The 18890-nt window shown below is 50.0% G+C and carries 16 protein-coding genes; 1 reads left to right on the top strand and 15 read right to left on the bottom strand.

Going from position 1 to position 18890, the window contains the following annotated elements; all coding sequences use genetic code 11:
* Positions 1-3 precede the first annotated feature (3 nt).
* Positions 4-993 (top strand): hypothetical protein, encoded by a 990-nt coding sequence (locus SPICO_RS02425; protein WP_013739105.1) that lies wholly within the window; start codon positions 4-6, stop codon positions 991-993.
* A gap of 105 nt (positions 994-1098) precedes the next feature.
* On the opposite strand, the gene SPICO_RS02420 is transcribed toward SPICO_RS02425, so the two are convergent.
* The 15 genes from SPICO_RS02420 to uvrA all read right to left on the bottom strand — a co-directional run bounded on the left by SPICO_RS02420 (position 1099) and on the right by uvrA (position 18889).
* Positions 1099-1716, bottom strand: a complete 618-nt coding sequence (locus SPICO_RS02420; RefSeq protein ID WP_013739104.1) for a phosphoribosyltransferase — start codon at positions 1714-1716, stop codon at positions 1099-1101.
* A gap of 18 nt (positions 1717-1734) precedes the next feature.
* Positions 1735-2496 (bottom strand): type I methionyl aminopeptidase, encoded by a 762-nt coding sequence (gene map, locus SPICO_RS02415; RefSeq protein WP_013739103.1) that lies wholly within the window; start codon positions 2494-2496, stop codon positions 1735-1737.
* 33 nt (positions 2497-2529) lie between these two features.
* Positions 2530-3033: a transcription antitermination factor NusB gene (nusB, locus tag SPICO_RS02410; RefSeq protein WP_083810397.1), complete on the bottom strand. Its 504-nt coding sequence runs from the start codon at positions 3031-3033 to the stop codon at positions 2530-2532.
* 18 nt (positions 3034-3051) lie between these two features.
* A complete protein-coding gene (locus tag SPICO_RS02405) occupies positions 3052-4116 on the bottom strand; it encodes a peptidylprolyl isomerase (protein ID WP_013739101.1) in 1065 nt (354 codons plus the stop codon).
* 50 nt (positions 4117-4166) lie between these two features.
* Positions 4167-4595: a flavodoxin family protein gene (locus tag SPICO_RS02400; protein ID WP_041395452.1), complete on the bottom strand. Its 429-nt coding sequence runs from the start codon at positions 4593-4595 to the stop codon at positions 4167-4169.
* Positions 4596-4800: 205 nt separating this feature from the next.
* Positions 4801-5154, bottom strand: a complete 354-nt coding sequence (gene secG / locus SPICO_RS02395) for a preprotein translocase subunit SecG (protein WP_013739098.1) — start codon at positions 5152-5154, stop codon at positions 4801-4803.
* A gap of 14 nt (positions 5155-5168) precedes the next feature.
* The gene (tpiA, locus tag SPICO_RS02390) at positions 5169-5927 is read right to left on the bottom strand and encodes a triose-phosphate isomerase (protein WP_013739097.1); all 759 of its coding nucleotides are present in this window, start codon (positions 5925-5927) and stop codon (positions 5169-5171) included.
* Positions 5927-7111 carry a phosphoglycerate kinase gene (locus SPICO_RS02385; protein WP_013739096.1) on the bottom strand — a complete coding sequence of 395 codons (1185 nt, stop codon included), beginning with the start codon at positions 7109-7111 and terminating at the stop codon, positions 5927-5929. The genes tpiA and SPICO_RS02385 overlap by 1 nt, the downstream gene beginning before the upstream one ends.
* Before the next feature lie 70 nt (positions 7112-7181).
* Positions 7182-8189, bottom strand: coding sequence for a type I glyceraldehyde-3-phosphate dehydrogenase (gene gap, locus SPICO_RS02380; RefSeq protein WP_013739095.1), 1008 nt, complete (start codon positions 8187-8189; stop codon positions 7182-7184).
* 73 nt (positions 8190-8262) lie between these two features.
* Complete coding sequence (locus SPICO_RS02375; RefSeq protein WP_013739094.1) at positions 8263-9045, bottom strand: hemolysin family protein; 783 nt, start codon at positions 9043-9045, stop codon at positions 8263-8265.
* A 3-nt stretch (positions 9046-9048) separates the two neighbouring features.
* Complete coding sequence (gene ybeY / locus SPICO_RS02370) at positions 9049-9510, bottom strand: rRNA maturation RNase YbeY (RefSeq protein WP_013739093.1); 462 nt, start codon at positions 9508-9510, stop codon at positions 9049-9051.
* The gene (locus SPICO_RS02365; RefSeq protein ID WP_013739092.1) at positions 9507-11780 is read right to left on the bottom strand and encodes an HD family phosphohydrolase; all 2274 of its coding nucleotides are present in this window, start codon (positions 11778-11780) and stop codon (positions 9507-9509) included. The genes ybeY and SPICO_RS02365 overlap by 4 nt, the downstream gene beginning before the upstream one ends.
* Positions 11777-12799 carry a PhoH family protein gene (locus SPICO_RS02360; protein WP_013739091.1) on the bottom strand — a complete coding sequence of 341 codons (1023 nt, stop codon included), beginning with the start codon at positions 12797-12799 and terminating at the stop codon, positions 11777-11779. Before SPICO_RS02360 ends, SPICO_RS02365 begins: the two co-directional genes overlap by 4 nt.
* A 7-nt stretch (positions 12800-12806) precedes the next feature.
* A complete protein-coding gene (locus SPICO_RS02355) occupies positions 12807-16055 on the bottom strand; it encodes an LPS-assembly protein LptD (RefSeq protein ID WP_013739090.1) in 3249 nt (1082 codons plus the stop codon).
* The gene (uvrA, locus tag SPICO_RS02350) at positions 16052-18889 is read right to left on the bottom strand and encodes an excinuclease ABC subunit UvrA (RefSeq protein ID WP_013739089.1); all 2838 of its coding nucleotides are present in this window, start codon (positions 18887-18889) and stop codon (positions 16052-16054) included. The genes SPICO_RS02355 and uvrA overlap by 4 nt, the downstream gene beginning before the upstream one ends.
* Between the last annotated feature and the right edge of the window lies 1 nt (position 18890).

Here is an 18890-nt window from a genome sequence, read left to right as displayed (position 1 = left end):
GAGATGATGAAGACTACCTTGAAAATTTTTGTTCCCCTGTTCCTTGTCCTTGCCGTCCTTGTCGGTTGCAATCTGGATGGGACGGGGCTTTTCCACGATGTGGCTCATTCAAAGAAAGCCAGTACGCATACGAACATCAACCTGCTCTGGACAGACGGTTCGGCGGTGTATGTACAAGCTGACCAAGACATTTTGCTCTACAGCAAAAATCCATCTGATCCACAGGTCATCGACGCGAAAACAATTGACCTGACCGCTATTGATTCTTCTTTGTCGAATCGGTTCATCGCAACCCGCGATAAGACTTCGGCAGGATTTGTCATTTTCATGGAGAACCAGAACAGTATTGTCAGTCATGTGATGAATGTAAACCCGACGGACTACACGCTTACTCTCGGTTCATCATCCTCGCCGTTTACATCTGCACCGAGCGCACCCTTCTTCGCAGAATACGGAACATATGTTATGGAAGACGCTGCGGGTGAATGGAAGGTCGATGGAACCACCCCCATCAGTCTTCCTCAAGGAGGAAAATTCGTCTCTCTGCTGGAAGACACCCTTTCCTCCTACTTCATCGTGGCTAAAGATAGTGATGGCAAATTCCAAATCATACAGGATGGCAATACTACCATCACGGGACTCGACACGGCAGAGAAACCTATTGCTTATTTTAATTCTTACGTTGTCACGCAAGACTTGACATCCTCAGGAACGTTATCAACGACCGGGACATTATGGAAAATAAACGGAACAATCGCCACAAAGGTCACGGATCTTTCCAACCTGGGCGGGACTACGCTCATCTTTGAATCTAATGGCACATACTACCTTGTCACCAATAGCAAGATGTGGACCATCGGGACTGATTCGGTTCAGGCAATCGGCACGGAGCCTTTCAAGACACTTGAAACCGGAACTAAAATCGTCTCGGCTTGGTCGGATAGTTCCCTGTATGTCTTTGTTACAGAAAGCAACGGCGTGTATTTCTATTGAGGCAAAAAGCATTATCACCCTACATGAAAAAGAGGCTGCCAGCAGCCTCTTTTTCATATACTCCCATATTACATCCCAGCAGTCACATAGCCAGCATGAACTCCTTTACGCCTCTCCTCGCACATTATGAAGGATGGCACGTATTTCGGGGTCATTGAACTGCTTGTCGATTTCTTCGCTGGAAAGTCCTACCATCTCGTGGCACATATAGTGTATCCATGCTTCATCGCTTTCATGCTGCATCACATGCTTACGACACCAGTAGTCCGGTTGGATGGGAAGTGGCTCCTGCTTCTTGTACAGCGGAACCTTGTAGTCGAACACTGCTATCTTGATGTCTTCACGGGGAATGCCATGCTCCATGATGTGTGATGTCAGTTCGTTGACCGTATTGCCGGTATCAAAGATGTCGTCTACAATCAAAATGCGGTCGCCAGCCCTGAGATGAGCGGGAGAATATGTCCAGCCATCTACCATTATCTTCGACTGGGCACGCACGTCACTGTAAGAACGAGCGACTACGGCGGCATAAAAAACAGGACGACCGCCAGTCTTTTTCCTGACCAACTTGTAGTATTCGCTGATGACATTGCCCATGTACGCGCCGCCTCGCAAAGACACATAGATGACATCAGGGACAAAGCCATCTTCAAAATACATTTTGTGCGCGAGTTTCAATCCCGCATCCCTGATAGTATCGGAGCTGATGAATTCTTTTTTCATAGGCGTCACCTTCGTCGTCTATTTATCGACTGTCAAAATTTCTGCGCCATTTGCTGTAATGGCGATTGTGTGTTCAAAATGCGCCGCGGGCTTTCCGTCTGCCGTGACGACAGTCCAGCCGTCCTTAAGTTCCCGAATAGCTTTGGAACCCATAGTAATCATAGGCTCCACGGCTATCACCATGCCCGGACGCAGGCGGGGGTTCGGAGCCAAAGGATTCACATAGTTAGGCACTTCGGGAGGCTCATGCACAGCCAGTCCCACGCCATGCCCGCAATAATCACGGACAACACCGAACCCGTTGCGATCCGCATGATTGAAAACCGCCCTGCCGATGTCGTGCAGGCGAGCTCCCGGCCTTCCGGCTGCCTTGACCGCAAGGTCGAGACATTCACGAGTAACCTTGACGAGGCGGGCGGACTCTGAATCTGTCTTCCCGCCAATGATGTATGTACGGGAACTATCGCTGATATAACCCTCAAGGTCAATGCAAGTATCAACGCTGACCAAATCACCATCCCTGACGACCTTGTGCTTGTTCGGAATACCGTGGATTACTTCCTCATTCACGGAAATGCAGGTTGCAGCGGGGAATCCCATATAGCCTAAGAGAGTAGGCTTGCCATGGTTCTTAACCATGAAATCATGACAGTATTTATCAATATCCTTAGTTGACATGCCGGCTTGGATCCAAGTTTCCAGAGAATCGAGCAAGCGGGCGAGAAGCCGACAGGAACGTCGGATCCCCTCTATTTGCTGCTCATTCTTCAATTGAATCATCTTACTTCCTCCCGGCATGAAAGTGCTCATCCCTCAACTTGTCTTTTTTTTGCCAGCGACAAATGACGAAAGCAGTTTGTCGGTGGATACATCAGGATACGTTGTCCGGTATGCAGACAATTCCTGCATCAGAGCATCAAGCAGACCGTTTATGAAACGATAATTGACCTCACTGCTGAATTCCTGAGACAACTTCACCGCTTCATCTATAATTACATGAGGATGTGTATCTTCAGAAAAAAACAAAGAAAAGACGCTGATGCGCAGGATGTTCCGGTCAATCACATCAATCCTGTCAAAGGCGCGTCTTACGGAATAGGCGGCAATGACATCATCTATCCCGTCAATGTTTTCCAATGTTCCTGCAACCAGATAGCGAGCGAAAAGAACCACCTCCGGCTCAAATTCATCCTGCTCTTCCTGTGTAAGTCCAGGAAAAAGATCTTCCATATAGGCTCCTGAATGCAAAGAGCCATTAAAATCCATCGCATAGAGAGTCTGTACCGCAAGCTCCCTTCCTTTGTGCCGTGACTTCATGAAAATGCCTTTCCTTACTCAGTTTGCATACAGGATACGGATGTTTGCCAGAGAACGCAAGTCTTGAATCAGCGCATTGACCGCGTTTACATAAGCCGTCTGTTGGTTCTGCGCCAGGAGATATTGGCGGATGTACTCACGCACCGTCACTGTAGTCTCAGGATTGATGGTGTCGTCCAATCCCAGCATCTTGGCATCCAGATGGCTGACCGACTTGAGGATGTGATAGCCGCTGGCGGACTCAACCACATTGCTGATCTGTCCGACTTCAAGAGCGAACGCCGCGTCATAAAAACCCTGTCCCAAAGAAGCCACAACATCAGAGTTATCCGCTGTCAGCCATCCGATGCTGCCACCGAGTTGCCGACTGGCGGCATCCTGGGAATAATCCTGAACCGCTTTCTCAAAAGTCAGGGAACCTGAACGGATGCTGGAGACAAGCGATATGAGCGTCGCTTTGTTGGCATCATTCGTCTTCTGTGCGTCAGTGCCTTCCGCAAAAGGTATGAATACATGGCTCAGCCTGATGCTTTCGGGACTAAAAAATTCCGAACGACGCTGTCTGAAAAAACTAGAGATTTCAGTATCTGTCGGCTGCTTCACTTGTGCGATAACATCCGATTTTGCTTTTCTGACATACGTATCGACCAGAAGTTGCTCCTTCAATGCCTTGCGGAAGGCCTCCATGGAACCAAATTGCGCTGTAACGGCCTGCTGGAACTGGGCGTCTGTCAAGGTTACTCCATACTGTTGTTCCAGAGTTTGTTTCTGATCGACGACAAGCTGAGAAACCTGGGCATCAGTAATGACTATGCCATCACGCGCCGAACCTTGCATGACCAACTCATCGTTAATCATGATTTCAAGGACACGGAGTGCATCAGGTGCTGCCGTTCCAGCCGTCGCAGCCGCCTCTTGATATTCCTTCACCTTGGCATTTAGTTGTTCCGTGGTGATCACTGTATTCTTTGTCAGGTTCACCACAGCTGCCGGTTGGCTGATCACTGCGGCGGCAAGAGTACCGGCCGCGCATACGGCTATGGATACCATGATAAAAAACTTTCTGACGGACATATTATTCATGAAAACCGCTCCTTCACTCTCATGCATACCCCTTGTCACAGAGGGTTGCCTCATTTTTTGTTTGCATCGATATGCAGACGCTTTCCTATAATCCGGGCATAATCAGGCTTCGACACGACATCGGAAGTCTTGAGATACATGCCCTCCGCTTCCATTGTCTTCATCAGCGCGCCGAGAGTCTTCTGCTTGCGCAGTCCTCCCTTGGTGATGAAAGCCATGCACCGCTTCCCGGACACCGTACCCGCCTGCTTGAGAAACGACGGGACTATGGAAGGAATCTTTCCTCCCCAGAAGCCAGCGGCTTCCGTACCGACGATGATGTAATCATAATATGAAACAACTTTCTGCCCTTCGAGACGCATATCGAACATTTCCACATCATGTCCCTGTGTGCTGATACCTTCAGATAGAGCAGACACAATGGCCCGGAGCGACTTGTTTTCATTGCCTGATGAGGCATACAGAATACATACTCTCACACGTTTCCCCTTTGTAGCAGGATATATATAGGAATGTACCATATATCCGGCAGTGCCGTCACCTCATGCATGGCATCATGACACAAACTACACACGTATTTTATCATATCAGACACATCCGACATAAACAAAAAAATCCCCATGCCGTACATCAAGGGGTGTACGGCAAAGGGAGTGTCCAACATACGGACGATGACTACCTTCCCTACTCTACGACCGACAGTGCGGCCTCCGGAGCCGGAGGCGCGGCATTCCACCATTCCTCCACTACTTCGGAGGCAACAGCAGGTTGCACCGGGAGAGTCTCCAGGACATAGTCACGGGAGGAGGACTTGTTCAGCAGGGCAACGACCAAGGCAAGCACCATGAAAGAGGCCGCCACGATTGCCGTGATGCGTGTCACGACACTATTGCTCTTGGCACCGAAAGCAGTGTCGCTTCCTCCACCGAAGATGCCGCCCAGTCCTGTGCCCCCTTCGCTCTGGAGGCCAACCAAAATTACCAGCACGACACTGGCAATAACAAAGAAAACCGTCAGGATGATGCTTAGAACAACCATATCAACTCCATCTATCAGAGACCGAATTCGATGATAGGCAGGAACTTATCAATGGAAAGTGATGCCCCGCCGACCAAAGCGCCATCAACATTAGGCTTGGCCATGAGCTCCTTCACATTATCTGCCTTTACCGAACCACCATACTGTATTATGAGCTGTTCTGCAACATCTTTACCATAAAGTCCATTGATGAGTCCACGGATATAGGCATGAGCATTGTCAGCATCATCAGGAGTGGCAGTCTTTCCGGTACCGATAGCCCAGACAGGTTCATAAGCAATGACCACGCGAGACATATCAGCGGAAGATACTCCCCCAAGACCTATCTTTACCTGCCGGGAGAGGACATCTTCCAACTTTCCGGCCTCTCTTTCTTCCAGAGTTTCACCGACACAGAGGATGACCTCGAAACCTTCGGACAAGGCAAGTTTAGTCTTGGCATTAATCAAAGCATCTGACTCACCGTAGATTGCGCGGCGTTCACTGTGTCCCAGTATTACCGTCCCGACTCCCAGATCCTTCAGCATGGACAGGGAAACTTCCCCGGTATAAGCACCGGAAAGATGGTCAGCGGCATTCTGGGCAGCAACGATGATCGGACTCCCCTTCACAGCCTCAAGGACAGCCGGAATCGCAACGAAAGCTGGCGCAATCATGACCTTCGCGTCAGGCTTGCCCTTTTGTACCGCTTTCGCAAGCTCAGCGGCATAAAGCGCTCCTTCTGAAGGAGTCAAGTTCATCTTCCAGTTTCCGGCGATATAGTATCTTCTCATTATTTTGCCTCCAATGCCACGATGCCGGGAAGTTCCTTGCCTTCAAGGAACTCAAGTGAAGCTCCACCCCCGGTGGATACATGGGAAATCTTGTCTGCCAATCCGAATTTGTTGATGGCCGCGACACTGTCCCCGCCACCTACTACGGTCACTGCGGAACTGGCCGCAAGAGCCTGGGCCACTGCCAGAGTGCCCTTGGCAAATGCTTCGAACTCAAATACACCCATCGGACCATTCCACACCACGCTCTTTGCAGTGGAAATAGCGTCGATGATCAGCTGGGTCGTCTTGGGACCGATGTCCAAGGACATCATGTCAGCCGGAACATCCGGCGCATCAACATACACAGGCACGGCTGTCTCGGAAAATTCCGAAGCGCAGACATAATCGACGGGAAGGATTACCTTCACGCCCTTGTCCTCTGCCTTCTTGAGGAAACTTTCAGCGGTTCCGATATAGTCCGGCTCAAACAGACTGCCCCCGATCTCACGTCCCTGTACCTTAAGGAAGGTATAGGCCATGCCACCGCCAATGACAATTGTATCCACTGTCTTGAGCAAAGATTCCAAGACGGTGATCTTCGATGAAACCTTGGCGCCGCCGATGATGGCGACAAAGGGATGCGCAGGATTCTCAAGAAGCGGAGCCATGAAACGGACCTCTTTCTCAATGAGGTATCCGGCGTAGGCGGGAAGAAAATGCGCGACGCCTTCCGTTGAGGCATGGGCGCGGTGTGCCGTGCCGAAAGCATCATTCACGTAGATATCTCCAAATGATGCCAATTCTTTTGCAAAAGCAGGATCGTTCGCCTCTTCTTCTTTGTAGAACCGAACGTTCTCAAGCAACAGGACTTCTCCGGGCTTAAGGGAAGCGACATCTTCCTTCACCTGAGAGCCGATGACATCAGAAGCAAGCTTGACGGGAGAACCAAGCAGTTCTTCAAAACGCCGGGCGACTGGGGCAAGGCTGAACTCCATGTTCTTCTGTCCCTTGGGACGTCCGAGATGGGTCATGACAACAAGTGACGTACCCTTCTTGCCCAGGATATGCTTGACAGTAGGAAGCGCCGCTACGATGCGCGTGTCATCGGTAACTACTCCGTCCTTGAGAGGAACGTTGAAGTCAACTCGAATCAGTACACGCTTACCTTCCAGCTTCGCGTCTTCAATCGTATTCAGTTTCATGGTTACCTTCCTTCATACGCCAACGCGAAATCAGGCCCCGTAAAGGGCCTGACAACGTTGGACAAAACAGTTATTTCGCAATCTTGCGGGCAAGGTCAACGACACGGTTGGAATAACCGAATTCGTTGTCATACCAAGAGAACACTTTCACAAACTTGGGACCGAGCTTCTGGGTGAGACCGGCATCGAAAATCGAAGAATGAAAATTCATCACGATGTCATGGGACACGATCGGATCCTCAGTATACTCCAAGATACCTTTGAGAGAACCGGAAGAAGCGGCCTTCTTGAACGCTGCGTTGATTTCTTCAACGGACGCGTCCTTCTCAAGGAGAACAGTCAGGTCAACGATGGAACCAGTTGGCACGGGTACGCGCATGGCTCCACCATGGAGCTTGCCGTCCAGAGCCGGAATGACTTTGCCGATAGCCTTGGCAGCGCCGGTAGAGGTCGGGATGATGCTCTGAGCAGCCGAACGAGCCCTGCGGAGATCCTTATGAGGCTGGTCAAGGATTACCTGGTCATTGGTATAGGCATGGACAGTAGTCATCAGGCCGCGTTCAATGCCAAAGTTGTCGTTGAGGACCTTGGCGAGAGGCGCAAGACAATTGGTGGTGCAGGATGCGTTTGAATATGCATGCTTTGACAGATCAATGGTCTCGTCATTGACACCGATGACGATGGTCTGGTCAATCTCGTCCTTCGCGGGAACAGTAAGAATGACTTTCTTGGCACCAGCCTTGATGTGATCTTTGTATCCACCCTTTGGACTTTCAGCAACAGTGAACACGCCGGTGGACTCGATGACGACATCAACGCCAAGTTTGCCCCAAGGAAGCTCTGCCGGAGAGCGCAGGGCATACACGGGAATTTTCTTGCCATCAACGACGATGGCTCCTTCCTCGTAAGACACAGCCTTGTCGTAAACACCATACGTGGAGTCATACTTGAGCAGTGTCGCGAGTGTTTTGGGATCAGTGAGGTCATTAATCGCAACAACCTCAATACCCTTGTCTTGGAACGCAATCTTGAACACGTTGCGACCAATTCTACCAAAACCGTTAATAGCAATCTTCATGGGATAGCTCCTCCAAAAAAAGAATCGATAAGATAATAGCTCTATGGGCGGCGAGGGTCAACGAACCTCGCGTCTAATCTCCATATTTTACAACAATCCGTACCCGCTCGATCTTGTTGCCGGAAACATTCTCGACTACAAAATCAGCTTTCCCGTCCGAAGCCGTCTCTCCGGCAAGCGGAACCCTTCCGAAAAGCTCAAAGACATATCCCCCGATGGTTTCGGCTTCATTGTCCGGGAATTCCAAGCCAGTAATATCGTTCACATCCTCAAGCGAGCTGCGTCCGTCACACGACCAGATGCCTGGCGATAAAGCAATCACTTCTTCTTCCTCGTCATCATATTCGTCCTGGATATTTCCCACGATGACTTCGAGAATGTCCTCCATGCAGACGACTCCGGAAACACCGCCATATTCATCGATGGCAATAGCCATGTGGACACGCTTCCGGCGGAACTCCCTGAGCAGGACGTCAAGCCGTTTTGTTTCCGGAACAAAGAACGGCGGCCTCATCATCCGCCCTACATTGAAATCCTGGGCGATATCCCTTTTCAGGACATCCTTGATATACAACACTCCGACAACATTGTCCGGAGATGTGGAATACACAGGGTAGCGTGAATATCCTTGTTCCGCCAACAGGTCATAGATATCATCAAGTGATGCATCGATGGCTACGAACTGCACATCCACGCGGGGAACCATGATTTCCTTCACGGTCTTCTGGGCAAGCTCCGCGATGCCTTCTATCATATCCCTTTGTTCTTCACGCGACGATGGCTCCTCTGATTGGTCGGAACCGTCATTTTCTTCAGATTTTTCTTTGCCGAACAACGCTTTGATAGCGCCAAACAAGATTTACCCCCTTAACCGGCGGAGCATTTCCTCCTGCCGAATCAACATAGGTTCCTGAGGATCATTCGTGGCATGGTCGTCACCCAGCAGGTGCAACATGCCATGGACAAGCAACCGGTGCAACTCCTCATCTAGTGAAACAGTAAAGTATTCGGAATTTCTTTTCAAGGACTCAGGGCTGATGACCAAGTCTCCAAGCATCCTCCACTCATTTCCGTCCGCTGATGGCATGGCTTCCCCATCCTCCTGGACAAAAGACAGGATATCCGTACTCTCGTCCCTGTCCCTCCATTCAGCGTTCAAACGGCGGATTTCTTCATCGGAGACAAAAGAACAGGACATTTCCACGTTTTCCAAGCCTAAATCAGAGAGGATGCCAGAAATCCTGTCCAGTATCACATCTTCAGGATAGCTCTCCTTGAACATCTCCTGCCCCTCTCCATACATTACATCAATCGTATTCATTTCTCAGTTCCTTTCGAAGGATTCTGTCCGGCTGCCGCGCCATCGTGCTGAAGGGAAAAAAGCTGCTGTTGGCCTGCCGGTATGTCCTCAGGATATTCAATCCTTCGGTGGTCACGGCCAATTAAAGTATGAAGCAGCGAAGAAGAAATAATATCCAAGTCAGAGAGCGAAAGATGACTGTCGTTCAGTTGATCCCTTTCTATCTTGCCCATGATGATTTGATGAATCATCTTTTCATATTTCGGCGTCGTCGGTCTCTTTATGGAGCGTGTCGCTGCTTCTACGCAATCGCTGAGCATTACAATCGCAGACTCCTGGTTGCCTGGTGGATTGCCGGAATAGCAGAAGTCTTCTTCCGCTACCAGACGGTTCTCACGGATACCGTCCTGCTGCGCTTCTTTATAGAAATAGTAAATCACATCATTGCCATGATGTTCGCTGATAATCTGAAGGACTTCCTGGGGAAGCCCAATTTCACGTCCTTTTTCCACTCCCAGGCGCACATGGCTCTTTATGATGGCAGCGAAAAGGCTTGGTTTCAGGTCATCATGCTTGTTCTCCCCAGTCTGATTCTCAATGAAATACTCCGGATGGTCTGCTTTGCCAATGTCGTGGTACAAAGCCGCCGCACGGACAAGCAGTGCATTTGCGCCAATTGCCCTGGCAGCATCGTAAGCAAGGTCAGCGACTACCCGGCTGTGGTTGTATGTCCCTTGGGCAACCTGACTTAACCTGATTAACGTGGGAGAATCAGTATAAGAAAGCTCATGTAACATGAATGCCGTGGGAATATTGAATAGTTTCTCCATGATAGGAAGGAGAATTATGGCGAGAAGATAGGAAATCACCACATTCCCGACAATCCCGATTACCAAAAGGGGAACCGCCGTCAGCCTATAACCATCAATCAAAGAAAAAAGAGTCACGATGAAAGCTCCGATCAACGCGACAAGGAAAACCTGGTACAGCATGTCCAGCCTTCGACTGGCAAACTGTATGGCATAAACACAGGAACATGTCATCAAAATAAGTTCGACGTATGTGGTCGCCCTCCCGCCTTCCATGAACAGGACAGCATAGGCACAGAGCATGGCGGCTGCAATCAGTCCAAGTCGTTTGTCATTGGTCACAAGAGATATGAAGATAGGAAGGAAAAGAATGGGCAGGAACGGTATCATGGTGATGGCTCGGAAAATAAACGAAGCTTTCATGACACCAACCATGGCAATCAAAGTGAGAAAAATACCGATGAGCAAGATCAACAGGAATTGAAACCGTCGGTAGCGGTTCGGAAAACGGTCGAACATTATGACTCCGCCTGACGTCACAATGACAGAGAAAAGCACCATGCCTGATATCGCGGCAAATGAATAGGTAGGTTTTTCGCCTCTCATGACGTCCAGCTTGTCCAGCATTTCCCCTGTCACCACTTCATTACGGCGGATGATGTATTCCCCTTCTGCAATCTCTGCCATGACAGGGGACACGGAATCCGCCGCCAGTTGACGGAATCCGATTGTGGTGACTTCGTCATAATGGACATTAGGAACAAGCAGCAGGGACAGGGAATCAAGAAGCAACCACCTGTCGAAAGCCGGCAGATCTCCGTACTGCTCAAGAAACGGAGTGGTCACGCTCTGGATGTCCTCCATGGTGATAAGCTCTCCGACAGGAAAAGACGTGACAGAACTATTTCCTTCCCTCAACGCCACCACTGTGATTCCTTGGTTCTCAAGACGGGAAAGCTCGTTCCCATCGTACAATCCCGTCTCAAGGAGGAATGAGGCTGTTTCCTTCAGGATTGACGCCATGATTGTCCTGTCCGCTTGGGAGAGCCTCATGAACCTGTCAACAATTCCCTGAGTGTCGATGATGCCGTTCGCGAGCATGAAAGCACGAGCGGATGCATCAGCATTTTCAGAAAGTACGCCAGCGGTGAATCCATCGACCTGTCCTCTTGCAACCAAAGTGGAACGCAGGGAACGGACGAAATAAGGCGGCACGGCCGCTTCCGCAGCTGTCACTGCCCGGCGGGTAGCATCCCTGTCTTCATAACGGACGGATTGAGGCGCAATTACATCACGAGTCCCCAGTTGTCCCGCAACATAGTTCTGAAGATCTCCAAGAATAAATCCCGATGAAAGGGTACGAACCAAGAGAGGCCCTATGACCGCAGCACAGACAACCAGGATGACAAGAAAAATGACAGCTATTTTCTGTGGTTTTGCGAACGCCGGACGTTTTCCTCCTATGGCAACATGCTTGATCATTGTATGAATCTCCGATCCACGTCACCCCTTCCGTTCGTTACAGCAGAACCGGAATCATGATCGTATGCGGAAACAATCCGCTGGACTATCCGGCTGCGCACAATGTCGGGAGAGGAAAAATAGATAAACTCTATGCCTTCAATGTCTTTCAAGATTCTGGATGCGTGTACCAGTCCACTTTCTTTCCCACGTGGAAGGTCAGTCTGGGTGATGTCCCCTGTAATGACTGCGTTGGCATCATCGCCAAGACGGGTCAGGAACATCTTCATCTGTTCCTGCGTGGTATTCTGGGCTTCATCGAGTATCACGCTGACATTATGGAGCGACCGGCCTCTCATGTATGCCAAGGGGGCTACTTCAATGACGTTGTTCTCGTACATGCGGGTAAGAGTAGCACGGGGAACCAAGCGTTCCATTGCATCATGCAGAGGCTTAAGATAGGGATCAAGCTTCTGGGAAAGATCTCCGGGAAGGAAACCCAAGCTCTCCCCCGCCTCAACGACAGGCCGGGAAATGATCAGTTTCGACCGGACACCAGTGAGAACCAGTTCCAAAGCATGGGCAACGGCAAGGAAAGTCTTGCCCGTACCAGCTGGTCCAATACCAAAGACTACCTGGCTGCGCTGCATCGCCCTGATATATTCCTTCTGCCGCAGGCTTTTCGGGAACACTTGATGACCAGCAATGACAATGCTACGACTAATGTCTGCTTCACTGGCACCCTTTGCCGGGATTTCTCCGACAAGGGAATCTCCATCTCCTGAGACAAGTATCTGATATTCCATGAAGATTTCTGGTTCGGCAATGACCGGTTGCCTGTCCGCCAGGAATTTGAGGCGCTGGAGCAACTTGACAAACCTGTCATCACCGCGCTCATCATTACCTGCCGCTTCCAAAGCATTCCCACGGGATGTGAGGTCAGTTCCAAGCAGAGCTTCAAGATATGGCAGGTTCCTGTCATTAGCGCCCAATACCCTGCGCATCTGCTCCTGAGCCTCGAACACTACACTACGACCCATGCTTCTCCTATGTGACCATCTTCCATCCGGAAGAAGTGTCCTTCGTCCAGTTCTGGTCAATCTTAATCTCAGACAGCGTATTCCATTGCAGATAAATACTGAACTTCGGCTGCCAAGACCATTTACCTTGGGATGATACTACTCTTCCCGTGTATTTGCAATGGAGGTCCCAGTCCACCATGTAATGAACCAGCTCCAGAGAGACCTCGTTCATGATGAAATTTGTGTTGCTCCGTCCGTTCCCGAAAAAATCAAAAGACCGGAACAAATCTTGGAACATCAACGATGGTTTGAAGTCTTCTCCATCGTAATATTTGTAAAATCCTGAATTATAAGACGATAGGGATAGCTTCACATCAAGGAATTCCTCTATTTTGAAGGAAGTCCCCAAACTAATCGAGAGATAGCTGTTATATTTATCAGCAAAACTGAAGGACATCGATGAGTCCACGGTGAAACCTAATTTTATCCGCTTTTTCCACCAAGAAAAACTCACATCCTTGGTTGAAAGTTTCAATGATAACGAATCCGGTGCGAATGGCTGATCCATAGCACTTATGCTCCCAGCCCAAGAAAAAGATGTCTCCAGCCATGGCCTGTTGTCAGCTCTGTTCAGGTCGGCTTTCACATACAGAGATGAGAAATAATCTGTACGCAACGGTTGCGCCTGAAAACTAGTAAAATCAAAGCCGCCACCCAATGTCAGTTTATTGTCAAAGAGTCGTATGGTAAGCTTGCCATCAGCGAGCAACGGATGAGAAGGGAAGAAACGCGAGGTTCCGCCGGAATCATGCATGTCATACCGGAAGCGCACTTGGGTATCAACGAGATTCCGTACATAGGAACCGGTAATCGTGAGCAACTCCGGTTCAAGGGTTTGGCTCACAACAGGATCTTTGGGCAGGAACTTCCATGACGCGAACAGACTCATACCTGCCCTGCTCCAGGCAAGAGCCGGAATCAGGAAAAAGTCAATTGGATACAAGGCACCAGTCAGGGACGGAGTGAGCGTGCCTGCCTGTCCCAAGGATATGGCATGACTGAAAGAGATTTCATGCTGGCTGACATAATCCTTGGTGAATTGATAGCTACTGAAAGGTCTATCGACATTGGGAGTGATGCTGCTGCCCTTGCGTGTTTCCTGATATGTATGGAGATCAGTCTTCAACCTCCATGTTAAACCTAGCAGAGGAACCTGCGCAACACTGTAGCTGCGCAGCTGGGTACGATTGACACTGGTAGAATCGGATGCATTGGTCTTTTCATCGAGAGTGAAAGTATATGAAGGAGAAAATGTCTGGGAAACGGACAGGATGCCACGACCTGTGGAACCCTTGATGACCAACTCTCCGTCGGTCGTCGTGGAAACGCTGCGAGGCCCCAAATCCTGAACGCTGCTCCCCGCATCAAGAATATGAGTCAACCGCTCGTTCAGTGACCAGGTGATTCCAAACGAAGCACGATCAGTAGGAACGGACGCTGAAACAGGGGTCGTAGGCAACACGGCTTCATATACCGCCGGCAGTCCTTGGCTGGCCAAAAAGTCGGAAATCTGTAGTTCAGAAGCTTCGTCCTCTGGAGCCAAAGCCGGTGTCGGTATAGTGTCAACCTGTGTCAACGCACCATTTTCAGCAGCCTTATCATTCTTTGCAACATAAGGTTTTCCTTCCCAACTGAAGATTGTACCGGAAGCATTGGCATTGAACGTAGGAAGTGTAAATGAACGGATATAATATGTGTCCTTTCCTCCCCACAATGAATAGCCATCGGAACTTCCATTCCTCCAGTCGAAGCGGACGGTTGCCGTCAAGGTCGATATGGACAGGCGGGACAAGAACGATGTCTGCAAGTCTTTAGGGAGTGAAAATGAACCTTGCGCGTTCCAGTATATGGTAGAATCGGTTGCTATGTTCCCACGGTCGAAGACATGGGATCCAATCAGCTTGTCGATGGAAAAAGCTGTCAGACGGCTTGAATAATCCTTCTGTACCGTCGTATCAGAATACAGAGGCATGGAAATATCAAAGGAAGCGAAGTCCGTCTTGAGCTTCAATCCGAAATCTGCCATGTATCTGACAGCAGGTTCTCCTGTAGTACCGGCGGAAGGATCCAAGATGACCGCACCGGAGGCATTGATTCTCAGTGCATCAGAAAAAAGACCTGTCGAAGAACCGAGTCCTAACAGGAAACCGGAAGTCTGGTACACATCCGCGAGTAATGCCATGTATGAGGAGGATTCATATGCCCATTTCTGAAGGGCACTGACCTCACTCACAGGCATGGTTTCATAGAAAATTCCGTCACGAACCCTGACTTCATCCTTGGCAGAGCTGTCCAAGGAGAACATGGAAAAAAAGCTGCGGGCGGTATCTTCGGTGACATTTCCGGACGCATCCTTTTCTTCAGTCTTGGGATAGGTACCGTAAACCTCGAATGTCGTATTAAGGAACATGCCCCGGTCACTTTCAAAACCGACAGCAGGATTGAATACAAGTTCACGGCCAGGGTAGAAGAAAACAGGAAGCCAGAGCACCGGCACACGTCCGACATACAGACGTGCATTACTCATGAAAACATCACCACCGGGAAGAAAGGTCAGGTTCCCTGCCCTGATACTGGAATAGGCAGTATCAGGATTGATTGTAATGACGCCATCGTCAAGCGACAGCATCTCATCATCACTAGCGTACCGCAGCCGCCTGCCATGCGTGAAATAACTGACATCCTTGTCTTTTGCATCAGGAGTCTGGCGCACCGTTGTCAACTGACCGGTAGATATGTCCAGGCGTGAATCCACCCATGACAACGAGATGATATCACCTTGGACGGAGGTCATCGCGGCATTGGTATTCTCATCGACAAATTCAACCCCACCACTGGCAGACATTCGCTTGTTGTTCAAGTCAAAGACAATGGTTCGTGCGCTGAGAGTAAAGGCCGACCCAGAATCCGCATCGGAAAGACGGACTGAGGCTCCTCCTCCCAATTCTACGCTGCCTTCCCCTTCTCCAGCACGGGAGAATGTCCGCGCATGGAGTATCTCGACCTTCCAGCCGCTTTGAGAGCCAGGAGATTCCGCTGGAGCAGCATCTTCCGCTACCAAAGGAAGGAACAGTGCCTGTGTAAGCACAAGGATAGACAGGAGAACGGACATCTTTCGGATGCCGCGGGACACTGGTCGCCGTATGGAAGTTTTCATCTCCATCCTTTCGTCTTTCACTTTGTCAGGCAAAACGGAATCAATCGTCAAACTCATTTTTCATTCACTATACCGGCAAGATAGTAACCTGTATAGGATTCTTTGCAAAGGGCGATTTTTTCGGGGATGCCGGTGGCAATCACCATACCTCCGTTATCCCCTCCTTCAGGTCCCAAATCTATCACATGATCCGCCTGTTTGATTACATCAAGATTATGTTCAATCAGTACCACGGTGTTTCCCGCGTCAACCAGCCGGTTAATCACCTCCATCAGTTTCTTGACATCAGCAAAATGCAGTCCCGTGGTAGGTTCATCGAGTACATAGAGCGTCTTTCCAGTCCCATATTTCGACAACTCAAGACTGAGTTTCACCCGTTGGGCTTCACCTCCGCTTAAAGTCAAAGCACTCTGACCAAGCTTGATATATCCCAATCCGACCGAGATGACCGTATCAACCTTTCTCTTGATGGATGGCACGGCAGTAAAAAATTCCGCTGCCTCATCCATGGTCATTTCCAACACTTCATGGATGTTCTTGCCCTTGTATCTGATGCCCAGCGTTTCCTTATTGAAGCGTTTTCCATGGCAGACATCACAGGTCACATAGACATCCGGCAGAAAGTGCATTTCAATCTTGATTGTCCCGTCCCCATGACAATTCTCGCAACGCCCTCCAGGAACATTAAAGGAAAACCGTCCCGGCTTGTAGCCGCGAGCTTTACTTTCAGGCAGGGAGGCAAACAGGTCGCGGATAGGCGTGAATGCCCCTACATAGGTGGCAGGATTGCTCCGTGGTGTACGGCCAATCGGACTCTGGTCGATGTTGATTACCTTGTCGATGTTTTCCACGCCTTCAAGCGAGGAATACCCATCAAAGTCGTCACTCTGGCGGTTAAGCCTCCTACGGACGGCAGGAAGGAGTACTTCGTTGAGCAAAGTACTTTTCCCAGAACCTGACACACCTGTGAGCACTACCAGCTTTCCCAAAGGGATATCAACATCAATGTGCTTGAGATTATTCTTCCACGCTCCCTTCAAGGTGATGCTTGTGCCATTGCCTTCCCTTCGTTGCGCAGGAATAGGGATGGTTTCCGCGCCGGAGAGAAAACGTCCGGTGATGCTCTCGGAATTTTTCTCGATTTCTTCAGGCGTACCCTGCGCGGTGATGTACCCACCATGGATTCCTGCCCCAGGGCCTAAATCCACCACATAGTCCGCCTCGCGAATCGTGGCTTCATCATGTTCGACGATAATCAGAGTGTTTCCCAAGTCGCGGAGGTTCTTCAATGATTCGATGAGCTTCTGGTTGTCCCTCTGATGGAGTCCGATGGATGGTTCATCAAGAACATACAACACTCCGCTGAGAGCGGAACCAATCTGTGTGGACAGACGGATACGCTGGGCTTCTCCACCGCTTAAGGTGGCCGAAGATCGATCCAAGGTCAGGTAGTCTAGACCGACATTGTTGAGGAATCCCAGGCGGCTGCGGATTTCCTTCATAATCTGGGTGCTGATGGATATTTCCTTCTCCGTCAGTTTCAACGAACTAAAGAAAGACATGGAATCACGCACACTCAGACGAGTCACTGACATGATATTCCGTTCGGCTACAGTCACCGCCAAGGCTTCGGGACGCAGGCGTTCACCATGACAGGCTTCACAGACACGCGCTGTTTGGAATCCCTCCATCCACTGCCGAATCTGGATGCTGCTCGTCTCATAGTATCGCCTTTTCAGGTCAGGGAGAATTCCAGGAAAGGGTTTCTCCATCACATACGTTCCCTTACCGTTCTCATTCTTGTATTCCATCGGAAGTCTTTCTTGCGTTCCATAGAGGATTACATTGTAAACTTCATCGCGCAAGTCGGAAAAAGGAGTATCCAACGTAAAAGCGTAGCGTTTTGCCAGAGCCTTGAACGGTACTCGCCCCCATGCCGCTTCCGGATTCTGGGTAGCTATCGCGCCTTGGTTGTAGGATTTCGTGCGATCCGGAATAATCTTGTCAGGATCAAACTCGCTTTTGAAACCGAGTCCATTGCATTCCGGGCAGGCTCCGAAAGGATTATTGAAGGAAAACAGCCGGGGTTCAAGAGCAGGCAAGCTCACGCCGCAATGGGGACAACTATTTCTTTCGCTGAACAACTCAATCGTCTCCGGCTGTCCATCAGTGGAAAAAACGACCGCGGCAAGCCCGTCGCTCATGGAAATGGCCGTCTCCAGACTTTCCGACAGACGGTGACGGTTCTCCGCCTCCAGGATGAGGCGGTCGATGACCACCTCGATGTCATGCTTGACCTGCTTGTCCAATACGATAGGTTCTTCATCCAGCCTTCGTATTGTCCCGTTCACCCTCACTCTCTGATAGCCACCTTGACGGGCATCCTCGAATATCTTCTTATGTTCGCCCTTACGCCCCCGCACCAAGGGTGAAAGGATAGTAAGACGGGTTCCCGCAGGATACCTGTAGATAGTCCCGATGATTTGGTCGATGCTCTGTTCTGATATCTCCCGGCCACAGATATGACAGTGTTGGCGGCCTATACGTGCCCAGAGCAGGCGGTAGTAATCATAGATTTCCGTGATGGTTCCGACAATTGAGCGGGGATTGCGATGAGTTGATTTCTGTTCGATGGCAATGGCTGGCGAGAGCCCTTCCATATAGTCCACGTCCGGTTTTTCCAACCGTCCCAGGAACTGGCGGGCGTAGGCGGAAAGACTCTCAACATACCGCCTCTGTCCTTCGGCAAAAATTGTATCGAAAGCCAGGGAGCTTTTGCCGGAACCGCTGATACCGCTGACAACAATCAACTTGTTCTTCTCGATATCTATGTCCAGATTCTTGAGATTATGCTCACGCGCTCCCCGGATGATCAGCTTGGAATGTTGCATG

The organism is Parasphaerochaeta coccoides DSM 17374, assembly GCF_000208385.1.
In the GTDB taxonomy this organism is placed as follows: Bacteria; Spirochaetota; Spirochaetia; order Sphaerochaetales; family Sphaerochaetaceae; genus Parasphaerochaeta; species Parasphaerochaeta coccoides.
Note: the sequence above shows the minus strand (reverse complement) of the source record. Positions and strands in the feature narration are given on the sequence as shown.

Excerpts from the sequence above, each read along its gene's own strand:
- SPICO_RS02365 (WP_013739092.1), bottom strand. The coding sequence starts at position 11,780 with ATGATCAAGCATGTTGCCATAGGAGGAAAACGTCCGGCGTTCGCAAAA.
- SPICO_RS02425 (WP_013739105.1), top strand. The coding sequence starts at position 4 with ATGATGAAGACTACCTTGAAAATTTTTGTTCCCCTGTTCCTTGTCCTT.
- uvrA (WP_013739089.1), bottom strand. The coding sequence starts at position 18,889 with ATGCAACATTCCAAGCTGATCATCCGGGGAGCGCGTGAGCATAATCTC.
- secG (WP_013739098.1), bottom strand. The coding sequence starts at position 5,154 with ATGGTTGTTCTAAGCATCATCCTGACGGTTTTCTTTGTTATTGCCAGT.
- SPICO_RS02360 (WP_013739091.1), bottom strand. The coding sequence starts at position 12,799 with ATGGGTCGTAGTGTAGTGTTCGAGGCTCAGGAGCAGATGCGCAGGGTA.
- map (WP_013739103.1), bottom strand. The coding sequence starts at position 2,496 with ATGATTCAATTGAAGAATGAGCAGCAAATAGAGGGGATCCGACGTTCC.
- nusB (WP_083810397.1), bottom strand. The coding sequence starts at position 3,033 with ATGAAGTCACGGCACAAAGGAAGGGAGCTTGCGGTACAGACTCTCTAT.
- gap (WP_013739095.1), bottom strand. The coding sequence starts at position 8,189 with ATGAAGATTGCTATTAACGGTTTTGGTAGAATTGGTCGCAACGTGTTC.
- tpiA (WP_013739097.1), bottom strand. The coding sequence starts at position 5,927 with ATGAGAAGATACTATATCGCCGGAAACTGGAAGATGAACTTGACTCCT.
- SPICO_RS02385 (WP_013739096.1), bottom strand. The coding sequence starts at position 7,111 with ATGAAACTGAATACGATTGAAGACGCGAAGCTGGAAGGTAAGCGTGTA.
- SPICO_RS02420 (WP_013739104.1), bottom strand. The coding sequence starts at position 1,716 with ATGAAAAAAGAATTCATCAGCTCCGATACTATCAGGGATGCGGGATTG.
- SPICO_RS02405 (WP_013739101.1), bottom strand. The coding sequence starts at position 4,116 with ATGAATAATATGTCCGTCAGAAAGTTTTTTATCATGGTATCCATAGCC.
- SPICO_RS02355 (WP_013739090.1), bottom strand. The coding sequence starts at position 16,055 with ATGAGTTTGACGATTGATTCCGTTTTGCCTGACAAAGTGAAAGACGAA.
- ybeY (WP_013739093.1), bottom strand. The coding sequence starts at position 9,510 with ATGAATACGATTGATGTAATGTATGGAGAGGGGCAGGAGATGTTCAAG.